Below are 12,294 nucleotides of genomic sequence, written 5' to 3' on the forward strand. Positions count from 1 at the left end.
GCCGCTCCGGCCCCCCGGCACCGAGCCTACGTCTCCCCGCCCGGTGACGTCTCCGGCTCCGGCCGGGAGATCAGCGGCCCGCCGGCCGCAGCATGCGGGCGACCGTGAACGCCGCCAGGAGCACCAGGGCCGTCATGACCAGCGCCGTCCAGTGCATGCCCGCGGTGAACGCGGCGACCGCCGCCTCCTGCACGGCGGGCCCCAGCGACCCGGCACCCTCCGCGATCTCCACGGCGCCCCCGAGGGTCTCGTGCGCCGCGGCCGAGGAGCCGGGGTCCAGGGCCGCGGGCAGGTCGAGGTGGCGCTGGTAGAACGCGGTCAGCAGCCCGCCGAGCACAGCGGTGCCCAGCACCGCGCCGACCTCGTAGCCGGTCTCCGAGATCGCCGAGGCGGCCCCGGCCTTGTGCGGTGGTGCGGCCGTGAGGACGAGGTCGTTGGACAGCGTCTCGGCGAGCCCGATGCCGGTGCCGACCAGGCAGAAGGCCACGAGGACCACCACGGCGCCGGCTGCCGCGGAAAGGTCCGCGAGGGTGACCACGAGGAAGCCGGTCGAGGACAGGAGGATCCCCGCCGTGATCACGGTCCGGGGCGTCAGCCACCGCACGGCGCGCACGGCCACGAAGCCGGCGAGCACCGTGAGGACGAGGCCCGGGACCATGGTCAGGCCCGCGGTCATCGGGTCCAGGCCGACCACGAGCTGCAGGTACTGGGTCAGCATGAACAGGAACCCGTAGAGCCCCACGTTGCCGAGCACGTTGACCGTGACGCCGCCGCGGAAGCCCGGGTGCCGGAACAGGGCGAGGTCCAGCATCGGGTGCGCCAGGACGGCCTGGCGCCGGACGAACAGCACACCGGCCAGCACGCCGAAGGCCGCGCTGAGCAGGCCCTGGAAGAGCTCCCCGGAGGCCGTCGCCGCCTTGATCCCGTAGACCACGGGGGTCATGGCGAGCATGGCGAGCAGCACGGACGGGACGTCCACCGGCCCGGGCCGGGGGTCGCGCGACTCCGGCACCAGCAGGGGGCCGAGCACCAGCAGGGGCAGCAGCACCGGCACGGACATGAGGAACACCGAGCCCCACCAGAAGTGGTTGAGCAGGAAGCCTCCGACGATCGGGCCCAGCGCGGCACCACCGCTGAAGCCGCCGGCCCACACCGCGATCGCGATCCGGCGCTGCCCCGGGTCCAGGAAGATGTTGCGCAGCAGGGACAGGGTCGCGGGCATCAGCATCGCGCCGAAGAACCCCATGGCGGCCCGCCCTGCCACGAGCAGCTCGGCGGTGGGCGCGAAGGCCGAGGCCGCGGAGACGGCAGCGAAGCCCGTGCCGCCGATCAGCAGCAGCCGCCGGCGGCCGATCCGATCCCCGAGCGACCCCATGGGGATGAGCAGGCCGGCGAGCACGAGGGGGTAGACGTCCACGATCCACAGCAGCTGCGCCCCGGTGGGGTGCAGCGCCTGGGAGATGGTGGGCAGCGCGAAGCTCAGCGCCGTGTTGTCGACCGACACGAGCAGGACGGGCATCATCAGGACCGCGAGCGCGGCCCATTCGCGCGCGCCGGCCGTGGGGCGGGGCGTCAGCAGAGTGGTCATGGTTCACCTCCGGGGAACGGATCGGGATCGGACAGCCTCAATAACTGTACCGTCTAGACGGTACAGTTATGTGCGAGCTGACACAATGGGCACCACGTCCGACCCAGGGAGGTCTTCCTCACATGCCACGCCCACCCGTGGCCCGGGACAAGCTCCTGGCCGCCTTCGAGCAGATCGTCCTCGACGACGGCGAGCGCGCCGCGACCCTCGACGCCGTCGCCGCCGCCGCCGGCGTGTCCAAGGGGGGTCTGCTCTACCACTTCCCGCACCGTCAGGCCCTCGTGGACGCGACCCTGCAGCGGCTCGAGGAGCTCATGCGCCTGGACCTCGAGGCCATGGCGGCGGCGCCGGACGGGGCCGCGCGCTACTTCCTCGTCACCTCCTTGTTCGAGGACAGCCGGCTGGACCGGGCCCTGATCGTGGCCTCCCGCCTGGTCCAGGCCGGGGACGAGAACGCCAGGGCCGCCCTCAAGCGGCTCGAGGAGGCGTGGTACGAGCTGATCCTCGCCGACGTGGGGGACCCGGTGGTGGCGACCGCGGTGCAGCAGATGGGCGACGGGCTCTACCACAACGCGTCGATCGGGCTGCTGCCCGACGGCAACGCGCAGCGGCACACCATCCTGGAGCACCTCCTGGCCGCGGTGGACCGGCTCAGCCCACGCCCCTGAGCGGCCGGTTCACGCCCGCGCCGCGGCGGCGGCCGTACGCAGCGCGACGAGGATCCGCCGCCGGGTCTCGGCCCGGCGGTGGCCGTTGCGCAGCGACGGGTGCGGCACGCCCAGCACGGGCAGCAGCCGCGGGGGCTCCTCCACGGTGAGCAGGCGCATCATCCCGGTGAGCGCCGGGGCGCCGAAGGTCACGACGACGCGCAGCTCCGGCAGCGCCCCGACCACCTCCCGAAGCGCAGGCTCCGCCTCGACGAGGTCCTCGACCCGGGGCGGCCGGTGCCGGCCGCCCTCGTCCCGCAGTGCCCAGGGGACCACGTTCCAGCGCAGGCAGTCGCCGCGGGCAAGCCCGGACTCCTCCCGCAGCGCCTTGAGGACCCGGGCGGTGGGATCAGGGTTGTCCTCGGAGCTGAAGCCCAGGTCCCCGGCCGCCACGGTGGCCGGCCCGGGCGCCTCCATGAGCACGAGCACGCGAGCGCCGGTGCCGCCGCCGTCGGGATCGACCCACGGCACGAACCGGCCGCCGCCGCGCCAGTCCCGGACCAGGGCGTTGAGCGGGGCCACGTGGGGCTCGTCCACCCGGGCGCGCCTGTCCGCCGGTGAGCTCATGCGCGGGCCGGGCCGTCCGTCGCGCGCAACCCGGCAGGGACGTGCTCGGGCCGGAGGCCGATGCCGATCGCCCGCCCGGTCACGTGGGGCAGGAACGGCAGCGCCCGGACGAGACCCAGCGGCACCGGGGGCCTCGGCCGCGCGCCGGGCCGGGAGGGCACCAGCCGGCGGGCCAGCACGAGCTGGAACAGCTGGGTGGCGCGCGCCGGCCACGCCCGCCGGCGCTGCACCCGCGCGAGGTCCCGCGCCCGCACCCCACCCTCCAGCAGGCGCGGCCCGAGGAGGTTCGCCGCCGCGACCGCGTCCTGGATCGCGAGGTTGATGCCCACGCCGCCGGCCGGGGACATCGCGTGGGCGGCGTCGCCGAGGAACAGCACCCCCGGCCGCCACCAGCGGCGCAGGCGGTCCACGCGCACGCGCAGCAGCTTCACCTGGTCCCAGTCCTGGATCGTGGCGACCCCCTCCCCCAGGCCGGGGGCGAGCGCGCGCACCCGGGCCCGGAAGGCCTCCAGCCCCTGCGCCCGCAGCGCGTCGTGCTCCCCGGCCCGCACGATCATCGCGGCCTGCCAGTAGCCGGTGCGCGGCAGGGCGACCACCGCGCCGTCCCCGGCGTTGAACAGTGGCTGCTCCTGCCCCTCGCGGCGGGGCACGCGGAACCACAGCACGTCCATCCGGGACGGTGAGGCCAACGGGGCCAGGCCGGCCGCGGCCCGCAGCACGGAGTCGCGGCCGTCGGCGGCCAGGACCAGATCGGCCCGGATCCGCACCGGCGCCCCGTCGTCGTCGTGCGCCGTGACGCCGGTGCACCGGCCGTCCTCGACGAGCAGGCCGTCGGCGGCCGTGGAGCGCAGCAGCCGGAAGCCGGGCAGCGCCTCGCCCTTCTCCGCCATCAGGTCCAGGAAGTCCCACTGCGGAAGGAACGCGATGAACGGGCAGCGCACGGGCAGGCGGTCGAAGCGGCCGACCACGACCGTCTCCCCGCCGAGGGAGACCGTGGCGCGCTCCACGCGGGTGTGCGGCAGCGCCAGGACGTCCTCGAGCCAGCCGAGCTCGGCCATCAGCTCCAGGGTGGAGGGGTGCAGGGTGTCGCCGCGGAAGTCGCGCAGGAAGTCCCCGTGCTTCTCCAGCACCACCACGTCCACGCCCTGCCGCGCGAGCAGCACCCCGGCCATCAGCCCGGCCGGGCCGCCGCCCACCACGCAGCACGTGGTCCGCACCTGCTCCACCGGCCGCCCGGTCGCCTGCTCCGCCGCCACGGGTTCCTCCCGGATCCTCGCCGAACCCTCGTCCCTGCCGAGGGTCCCACCGGGGCCCCGGCCGCGCAAGAGAGCGGCACCGGGGACCGGCACCGGCCGGCCGATCGCGTCATGACCTGCCGAGCCCTTTCCACCGCCGCGCGCTCGCGCCAGAGTGGATACCGCAGACAGGAGCGCCGACCGCACCGACAGGAGAATCCCGTGGGCCAGCTGATCGTCACCGAGTTCCTCACCCTCGACGGCGTCGTCGACTCCCCCGGCGGCGGCCCGCACCCGCACGCCGGCTGGAGCTTCCAGCACGTCGCCTACGAGGAGGCCGCCTACGAGCTCAAGGACCGGGAGCAGAAGGAGGCGGCGGCGATGCTGATGGGCCGGGTCAGCTACGACGAGTTCGCCCCCGTCTGGCCGTCGATGGAGGAGTTCGCGGAGTACAACGCCATGCCGAAGTACGTGGTCTCCTCCACCCTGGAGGACCCGCAGTGGCACAACACCTCCGTGCTGCGCTCCCTCGACGAGGTCGCGCGGCTGAAGACCACGGTCGACGGCACGATCCTGGTGCACGGCAGCGCCACCCTGGCCAAGGGCCTCGCCGCCGCGGGCCTCGTGGACCGGTACCACCTGCTGGTGTTCCCCCTCCTGCTCGGCGCGGGACGCCGTCTCTTCGACGACAGCGCCGACACGTTCCGCAGGCTCGAGCTGGTCGAGCACGAGGCCTACGCCAACGGCGTCCTCAAGTGCGTCTACGACGTCGCCCGCTGACCCGCGGCCGCCCGTCGGGGCTCACGGTCCCTCGTCCCGCCGCGCCCCGGGGCCGCGCACCAGCAGCCCGTCGTGCTCCTCGACCAGGCGCAGGGAGAGCTCCTTGTACCCGACGGCGTCGAACAGCACGGTGATCCGGTCCGGCTCCGCGCCCATCACGATCCCGGGGCCCCACTCGCGGTGGGTCACCGGGGTCTGGATCTCCCAGCCGCGCGGGGTGGCGGCGGCCCGCTCCGCGGCCTCGGCGGCGGAGCCCGCCTCCGCGCAGGTGTCGCAGTTGCCGCACCAGCCCTCGGTCTCCTCGCCGAAGTAGTTGAGCAGCCAGTCGCGCCGGCACCCGTCCGTCTCGGCGTAGCCGCGCATCATGTCGATCCGCGACCGGTCGATCCGGTGCTGGGCCTCGGCCTCGGCGAGCGCGGCGGCGACGGCGGCCCCCGGGGTGGCGCCGTCCGCGGCGCGGTAGCCCTCGGGCCGGGCCAGCACGCCGCCGCTGTGCTCGAGGAGGTGCAGGGCCCGGGCCTGGGCCCGGGGACCCAGGCCCGTGTGCTCGCGCAGCGCGCGGGCCCGGACCGGCCCGTGCCGGCGGACCGCGCGGAAGACCTGCTCGAGGTCCGCCGGCTCGGGGGCGGCGCCGGCGAAGTACTGCTGGAGCCCCAGGTCCTCGGAGCGGTAGTGCAGCACGGCGAGCGCCGGTGCCCCGTCCCGGCCGGCCCGGCCGATCTCCTGGTAGTAGCTGTCCAGGGAGTCGGGGATGTCCGCGTGCACCACGAAGCGCACGTCCGGCTTGTCGATGCCCATCCCGAAGGCCGTGGTGGCCACCACCACCTCCAGCTCGTGACCGTGGAACCGGGCGTGCACCTCGTCCCGCTCGGGCCTCCGGCGTCCCGCGTGGTAGGCCTCGGCGCGCACACCGCGCCGGACCAGCTCGGCGGCGTAGTCCTCCGCCTCCCGGCGGGTGGCGACGTAGAGCAGCCCCGGACCCCCGAGCCCGGAGACCTCGTCGAGCACCCCCCGGCGCTTGTCGGAGGCCTCGTGGTGGCGCACCACCCGCAGCTCGATGTTGGGCCGGTCGAAGCTGTGCACCAGGACCAGGGGCTCGCGCAGACCCAGTCGGTCGACGATCTCGGCCCGGGTGTGCGGGGACGCGGTGGCGGTCAGGGCGACGACGGGCGGACGCCCCAGCCGCTGCACCGCCTCCTGGAGCACGAGGTAGTCGGGGCGGAAGTCGTGGCCCCACGAGGAGATGCAGTGCGCCTCGTCCACCACGAACAGGGACGGCGGGTGCGCGGCGAGCCGCTCGGTGGTCTCCTCCCGGGCGAGCTGTTCGGGGGCGAGGAAGAGGAACTTCGCGTCCCCCCGCTCCACGGCCTCCCAGGCGGCGCGCTCGCGGCGCGCCCCGACCGCGGAGTTCACCGCGAAGGCGACCTCCGCCCCGAGGTCCTCGTTGATCGCCTCGACCTGGTCGTGCTGGAGGGCGATCAGCGGGGACACCACCACGGCGGTCCCGGGCAGGGCGGCGCCCGGGACCTGGTAGATCGCGGACTTGCCGTGACCGGTGGGCATCACCGCCAGGACGTCCCGGCCGGCGGCCGCGGCCGCCATCGCCTCGAGCTGCCCCTCGCGGAACTCCTGGATGCCGAAGCGGGACGCGGCGATCTCCCGGAGCCGGTCCGCAGGAACCGGTGCGGTGCGCCGGTCCGCGCTCCTGGCGGCGCTCACCGGATCAGCACGGGAAGCGGGCGAGGACGGTCACGGGCTCGTGCTCGCCGTCGCCGATCAGGTCTCGGCTGATGCTCATGGCGCACCTCTCGGTCGACGTCGTCCCGCGGGGACCCCCATGACCGCAAGGTACTGATCGGATCTGGGAGGAACCACGAAACGCCGCGGCGGGTCCGTGTGCGGACCAGGGCCCAGCGGCCGGGGCGCAGAATGGGACCCGTGGAGATCATCGTCATCGCGGCCCTCGCGATCCTCGTGGGCTCGGTCCTGCAGCGCGTCTCGGGCACCGGGGTCGGCCTCGTCGTGGCCCCGACCCTCGCCCTGCTGCTGGGCCCCGCCACGGGCGTGCTCGTGACCAACGCGACCACGACCGTCTCCGGCTTCCTCATCATGCTCACGGTCTGGCGGCACGTGGACTGGCGGCGCTTCGCCCTCATCGCCCCTGCCGCCGCGGTGGGCGCGGTGCCGGCGGCACTCGTGGTGCGCGAGCTGCCCGCCGCCTGGCTGCAGGTGCTCGTGGGCGGCGTGGTGCTGCTGGCCCTCACCACCATGTTCGGACTCCCCCGCCTGCCCGAGTGGCCGGGGCGGCTGCCCACGGTGCTGGCCGGGGCGATCGGGGGGTTCTTCAACACCACGGCCGGGGTGGCCGGGCCGGTCATGGTGATCCACTCCCGGCTGGCCCGGTGGGAGCAGCGCTCCTTCGCCGCGACCCTGCAGCCGGTGTTCATGACGATGGGCGCCCTGTCGGTGCTCACCAAGACCCTGCTCGGGGCGGCCGGGGCGGGCGGCATGCCGCCGTGGTGGGTGGCCCCCGGCGTGGTCCTCACGGTGGTGCTGGGGGTGCGGATCGGCGGCGTCGTGGCCCGCCGCGTGCCCCTGAGCACCGCGCGCACGATCGCGCTCGTCCTCGCCGGGCTGGGCGGGACGATCACACTGGTGCGCGGGCTCCTGGGCGTCCTCTGAGCCCTGGCGGTCGCGGCTGGTCCGGGCCCGCCCGGAGGACGAAGTAGCAATCAGAAACGTGGACGTCCGGGAGGTCGCGGCGCCCGGAGTTCGCCCTACGCTGTGCGCACCGACATCGGAGGGACGCCATGGGACGCCGGATCCACCATCTCCTGCTCGCCGCGACGACCGCGGCGGCGCTGGCGGCCTGCCCGGCCGCCGTGGCGCCCGCCGCCGCGGACCAGCACACGCCGGCGGACCGGGACCGGGCGCCCCGCACGCATCTCGACTTCGGCTGGACGCAGGGCTGGCGCACGGATCGCCATGTCCGGGCGACGGGGGACGTCAACGGTGACGGGCGCGCGGACGTCGTCGGGATCGGCGACGGCGGAGTGCACCTGGCCCTCGGCACCGGGAGCGCCGAGCTGACGGGCGCGGGTCTGGTGCTGCGGGACTTCGGCGTGGACCAGGGCTGGCGGACGGGGCTTCATCCCCGGAGGCTGGCCGACCTGGACGCGAACGGCGCGGACGACGTCGTCGGCTTCGGCAACCGAGGGGTGTTCGTCTCCTACGGCGGCCCCGGCGGCACGCTGTCCGCACCGCGCGGGCCGGAGGCCACGGTGCGGAACTTCGGAGTGGCGCAGGGCTGGCGCACCGACCGCCACCTCCGGGAGCTGGCCGATCTCCAGGGGGACGGACTGGTCGACGTCGTGGGTTTCGGCAACGACGGCATCCACGCGGCCTCCGGGAGACCGGCCGGGAGCCCGGCCGCCTTCGCGCCTTCCACCCGCCGGCTGGCCGACTTCGGCTGGGACCAGGGCTGGCGCACCGACCGCCACGTCCGGCAGCTCGCCGACGTCACCGGCGACGGGGTGCTCGACGTCGTCGGCTTCGGGGACGCAGGGGTGCAGGTGGCCCGGGGGCGCGCCGACGGGACGTTCGCAGCCCCGGCCCTCGTGCTGCGCGAGTTCGGCCGGGCCCAGGGCTGGCGCGTCGGGCACCACCCCCGGCACGTGGCGGACGTGAACGCGGACGGACGCGCCGACATCGTGGGCTTCGGCCACGCCGGGGTGTGGGTCTCGCACGGGACCGCGGACGGGACCTTCGGCGCGCCGTCGATGACGTTGCGGGACTTCGGTGCGGCGCAGGGCTGGCGACCCGATCGCCACCAGCGGGAGGTCCTCGACCTGAACGGTGACGGCCGGGCCGAGATCGTGGGCTTCGGCAGCTCCGGCACCTTCGTGTCCTACGCCGGGTTCGACGGGAACTTCCTGGTCTCCACGCGCAATCTGCGCGACTACGGCTGGCACCAGGGCTGGCGACCGGACCGCCACCTGCGTCAGCTGGCGGACGTCACCGGGGACGGCCTGCCGGAGGTGGTGGGCTTCGGCGAGCGGGGCACCGCGGTCACGGCGTGGCTGAGCCCGGACGGGTGACCGCTCCCGGAGCGGGGGGTCAGCCGTTCTCCCGGGCCCGGCGCGTGGCGGCGTCGTTGGCCTTCCGGATCGCGTCGACCAGTTCCTTCTTGGTCATGTAGGAGCGGCCCTCGACGCCGAGCCGCTTCGCCACCTCGTAGAGGTGCTGCTTGGAGGAGTTGGCGTCCACCCCGCCGGCGGTCTCCGCCCGCGAGTCGCGGCCGCCCGCGGCGTGCTCGTCGGAGGGCCCGTACTCCTCCTTGCCCTCCCAGTGGTCGCCGACCTTCTCGTGGGTGTGCTTGAGCGCGCTGTAGGCCGTGCGCGCCGCGCGCTCCTCGTCGCCGTACTCCTCGAGCGCGGAGTCGTAGGTCTTGGCGAACGTGTCCTGCGCCTTCCGCCCCGAGCGCTGCAGGGTGGAGGGCAGCTCGCTCTTCTTGGCGTGGTCGTCCTTGCCGGTCTTGGGCACGAGGTGTTCCTTCCGTGGGGGGTGGGGGTGCTCAGAAGACGGGCATGCCGCCGGTGACACCGAGCACGACGCCGCTGACGTAGCTGGCCTCGGCCGGGCAGGCGAGGAAGACGTAGGCGCCGGCCAGCTCCGCGGGCTGGGCGATCCGCCCCAGGGGCGTCTCCTTGCCCATGTTCGCCACCGCGCCGGGCTCCTTGGTGGCCGGACCCAGCGGGGTCCACACCGGCCCCGGGGCCACCGCGTTGACGCGGATGCCCTCGGGTCCGAGCTCGGCGGCGAGGTTGGCGGTGACGTTGTTGAGGGCGGCCTTCGTGGCCGCGTAGTCGACCATCGACACGGAGGGGTCGTAGGCCTGCACGGACGTGGTGTTGATGATGCTGTCCCCGCGGCCGAGGTGCGGCAGCGCCGCGCGGCTGATCCACAGGGTGCCGTAGAGGTTGGTGCGCACGGCGCGCTCGAGGTCCTCCGTGGCGAGCCCCTTGAGCCCCGCCTCCCCGCGGGCCCAGTGGAAGCCCGCGTTGTTGACCACCACGTTGAGCCCGCCGAGCCCCTCGACCGCCCGGTCCACCACGTCCTGGCAGGTCCGCTCCTCGCGCACGTCGCCGGGGACCAGGACGGCCGTGCGGCCGGCCTTCTCGATCCACCCCGCCACGTCCTGGGCGTCCTCCTGCTCCTCGGGCAGGTAGTTGATCGCGACGTCGGCGCCCTCCCGGGCGAAGGCGATCGCCACGGCCCGACCGATCCCGGAGTCCCCTCCGGTGATCAGGGCCTTGAGCCCCTCGAGCCGGCCGCGGCCCTCCCAGGACGCCTCGCCGTGGTCGGGCACCGGGTCCATGGCGGCGGTCAGCCCCGGGGGCGTCTGCTGCTGCTCGGGCATCCCGCCCTCGTCGTCGGCCATCGCGCGGGCGTGCTGGGAGACGGGTGCCTCAGGCATGTCGGGCTCCTTCGATCAGGTTGCTTATCTTTCCTTGCTCCCACCCTAGGAGGACCGGGCCCGGCTTGTCTTCCCCCGGGGGGCACAAACTTGGGGGACGGGCGTGGACATCCCTCGACGCTCCTCGCGTTCCGTTGATAGGTTCGCGGCACGCCCTGCCCCGCGCACCCATCGCGCACCGACGACCCGGGAGAGACCGCATGAGCCCCGACATGAAGCCCCGCAGCCGCCAGGTGACCGACGGCATCGACGCGACCGCCAGCCGCGGCATGCTCCGCGCCGTGGGCATGGGCGACGCCGACTGGGAGAAGCCCCAGATCGGCATCGCGAGCTCCTGGAACGAGATCACCCCGTGCAACCTCTCCCTGGACCGGCTCGCCCAGGGCTGCAAGGAGGGCGTGCACGCCGGCGGCGGCTACCCCCTCCAGTTCGGCACGATCTCCGTCTCGGACGGGATCTCGATGGGTCACGTGGGGATGCACTTCTCGCTGGTCTCGCGCGAGGTGATCGCGGACTCCGTGGAGACGGTGATGCAGGCGGAGCGTCTCGACGGGTCCGTGCTGCTGGCCGGGTGCGACAAGTCCCTGCCGGGCATGCTCATGGCCGCCGCCCGCCTGGACCTGGCCTCGGTGTTCCTCTACGCCGGGACCATCGCTCCGGGGTGGGTGAAGCTCACGGACGGCACGGAGAAGGACGTGACCATCATCGACGCGTTCGAGGCCGTGGGCGCGTGCAAGGCCGGGATCATGGGCAAGGCCGACCTGGACCGGATCGAGCGCGCCATCTGCCCGGGCGAGGGCGCCTGCGGCGGGATGTACACGGCCAACACGATGGCGTCCATGGCGGAGGCCCTCGGCATGAGCCTGCCCGGCTCCGCGGCCCCGCCCTCGGCGGACCGGCGCCGCGACCAGTTCGCCCACCGCTCGGGGGAGGCCGTCGTCGAGATGCTCCGGCAGGGCATCACCGCCCGCGACATCCTCACCCGGGAGGCCTTCGAGAACGCGATCACCCTGCTCATGGCCCTCGGCGGCTCCACCAATGCGGTCCTGCACCTGCTCGCCATCGCCCAGGAGGCCGGCGTGGACCTCACCCTGGAGGACTTCAACCGGATCGGGGACCGCGTCCCGCACCTCGCGGACCTCAAGCCCTTCGGCCGGTACGTCATGAACGACGTCGACCGGCACGGCGGGATCCCCGTGGTCATGAAGGCCCTGCTCGACGCCGGGCTGCTGCACGGGGACGCCCTCACCGTGACCGGCCGGACGGTGGCCGAGAACCTGGCCGCGCTGGACCCCGGCCCCCTGGACGGCGACGTCATCCGCACGCTCGACAACCCGATCCACCGCACCGGCGGGATCACCGTCCTGCACGGGTCCCTGGCCCCCGAGGGGGCGGTGGTGAAGTCCGCCGGCTTCGACGCCGAGGTGTTCGAGGGACCGGCCCGGGTGTTCGAGCGCGAGCAGGCCGCGATGGACGCCCTCGAGGCCGGCGGCATCACGGCCGGCGACGTGCTCGTCATCCGCTACGAGGGGCCCAAGGGCGGTCCCGGCATGCGCGAGATGCTGGCCATCACCGGCGCGATCAAGGGCGCGGGGCTGGGCAAGGACGTGCTGCTGCTCACGGACGGCCGGTTCTCGGGCGGCACCACGGGCCTGTGCATCGGCCACATCGCACCGGAGGCCGTCGACGCCGGGCCGGTGGCGTTCCTGCGCGACGGCGACCGGATCCGGGTGGACCTGGCGGCCCGCTCGCTGGACCTGCTCGTGGACCCCGAGGAGCTCGCCCGGCGCCGCAGCGGCTGGGCCCCCCTGCGCCCGCAGTACGAGGGCGGGGTGCTGGGCAAGTACGTCAAGCTGGTGCGCTCGGCCTCCCTGGGCGCCGTCACCGGCTGACCGGCGGGTGCTTCCGGACGTGGGCCGGGCCCCGACCGCGGTGCGGTCG

At 74.4% G+C, this 12,294-nt stretch carries 11 protein-coding genes; 5 read left to right on the plus strand and 6 right to left on the minus strand.

Annotated elements, in window-relative coordinates; translation table 11 throughout:
• Positions 1–70: 70 nt before the first annotated feature.
• Positions 71–1,588 (minus strand): MFS transporter, encoded by a 1,518-nt coding sequence (locus ACFU0Y_RS13425; protein ID WP_380215030.1) that lies wholly within the window; start codon positions 1,586–1,588, stop codon positions 71–73.
• Between the two features lie 122 nt (positions 1,589–1,710).
• Between ACFU0Y_RS13425 and ACFU0Y_RS13430 the strand changes: the two genes are divergently transcribed.
• On the plus strand, positions 1,711–2,256 hold the full coding sequence (locus tag ACFU0Y_RS13430) for a TetR family transcriptional regulator (RefSeq protein WP_380215031.1): 546 nt from the start codon (positions 1,711–1,713) through the stop codon (positions 2,254–2,256).
• 9 nt (positions 2,257–2,265) lie between these two features.
• Here ACFU0Y_RS13430 and ACFU0Y_RS13435 read toward each other — a convergent pair whose 3' ends face one another.
• Both ACFU0Y_RS13435 and ACFU0Y_RS13440 read right to left on the minus strand, forming a co-directional pair.
• Entirely contained in the window at positions 2,266–2,832 is a 567-nt protein-coding gene (locus tag ACFU0Y_RS13435) for a uracil-DNA glycosylase (RefSeq protein ID WP_380215032.1), read from the minus strand.
• A 26-nt stretch (positions 2,833–2,858) separates the two neighbouring features.
• On the minus strand, positions 2,859–4,118 hold the full coding sequence (locus ACFU0Y_RS13440) for an FAD-dependent oxidoreductase (RefSeq protein ID WP_380215033.1): 1,260 nt from the start codon (positions 4,116–4,118) through the stop codon (positions 2,859–2,861).
• 201 nt (positions 4,119–4,319) lie between these two features.
• On the opposite strand from ACFU0Y_RS13440, the gene ACFU0Y_RS13445 reads away from it, so the two are divergent.
• The gene (locus tag ACFU0Y_RS13445; protein WP_380215034.1) at positions 4,320–4,877 is read left to right on the plus strand and encodes a dihydrofolate reductase family protein; all 558 of its coding nucleotides are present in this window, start codon (positions 4,320–4,322) and stop codon (positions 4,875–4,877) included.
• Between the two features lie 21 nt (positions 4,878–4,898).
• Here the strand turns inward: ACFU0Y_RS13445 and ACFU0Y_RS13450 are convergent, their stop codons facing one another.
• Positions 4,899–6,596 (minus strand): RecQ family ATP-dependent DNA helicase, encoded by a 1,698-nt coding sequence (locus ACFU0Y_RS13450; protein ID WP_380215035.1) that lies wholly within the window; start codon positions 6,594–6,596, stop codon positions 4,899–4,901.
• A 210-nt stretch (positions 6,597–6,806) separates the two neighbouring features.
• Here ACFU0Y_RS13450 and ACFU0Y_RS13455 point away from each other — a divergent pair, with 210 nt between their 5' ends.
• Positions 6,807–7,559, plus strand: a complete 753-nt coding sequence (locus ACFU0Y_RS13455) for a TSUP family transporter (RefSeq protein WP_380215036.1) — start codon at positions 6,807–6,809, stop codon at positions 7,557–7,559.
• A 128-nt stretch (positions 7,560–7,687) separates the two neighbouring features.
• Positions 7,688–8,974, plus strand: a complete 1,287-nt coding sequence (locus ACFU0Y_RS13460; protein WP_380215037.1) for an FG-GAP repeat domain-containing protein — start codon at positions 7,688–7,690, stop codon at positions 8,972–8,974.
• A gap of 19 nt (positions 8,975–8,993) precedes the next feature.
• On the opposite strand, the gene ACFU0Y_RS13465 is transcribed toward ACFU0Y_RS13460, so the two are convergent.
• Positions 8,994–9,419: a ChaB family protein gene (locus ACFU0Y_RS13465; protein WP_380215038.1), complete on the minus strand. Its 426-nt coding sequence runs from the start codon at positions 9,417–9,419 to the stop codon at positions 8,994–8,996.
• A gap of 31 nt (positions 9,420–9,450) precedes the next feature.
• A complete protein-coding gene (locus ACFU0Y_RS13470) occupies positions 9,451–10,353 on the minus strand; it encodes an SDR family oxidoreductase (RefSeq protein ID WP_380215039.1) in 903 nt (300 codons plus the stop codon).
• A 200-nt stretch (positions 10,354–10,553) separates the two neighbouring features.
• On the opposite strand from ACFU0Y_RS13470, the gene ilvD reads away from it, so the two are divergent.
• Positions 10,554–12,245, plus strand: coding sequence for a dihydroxy-acid dehydratase (gene ilvD / locus ACFU0Y_RS13475; RefSeq protein ID WP_380215040.1), 1,692 nt, complete (start codon positions 10,554–10,556; stop codon positions 12,243–12,245).
• The last annotated feature ends 49 nt before the right edge of the window (positions 12,246–12,294 follow it).

This window comes from Kocuria sp. NPDC057446 (genome assembly GCF_042802875.1).
Taxonomy (GTDB): domain Bacteria; phylum Actinomycetota; class Actinomycetes; order Actinomycetales; family Micrococcaceae; genus Kocuria.

Coding starts and splice junctions, on each gene's coding strand:
- ACFU0Y_RS13425 (WP_380215030.1), bottom strand. CDS start 1,588: ATGACCACTCTGCTGACGCCCCGCCCCACGGCCGGCGCGCGCGAATGG.
- ACFU0Y_RS13430 (WP_380215031.1), top strand. CDS start 1,711: ATGCCACGCCCACCCGTGGCCCGGGACAAGCTCCTGGCCGCCTTCGAG.
- ACFU0Y_RS13455 (WP_380215036.1), top strand. CDS start 6,807: ATGGGACCCGTGGAGATCATCGTCATCGCGGCCCTCGCGATCCTCGTG.
- ACFU0Y_RS13460 (WP_380215037.1), top strand. CDS start 7,688: ATGGGACGCCGGATCCACCATCTCCTGCTCGCCGCGACGACCGCGGCG.
- ACFU0Y_RS13470 (WP_380215039.1), bottom strand. CDS start 10,353: ATGCCTGAGGCACCCGTCTCCCAGCACGCCCGCGCGATGGCCGACGAC.
- ilvD (WP_380215040.1), top strand. CDS start 10,554: ATGAGCCCCGACATGAAGCCCCGCAGCCGCCAGGTGACCGACGGCATC.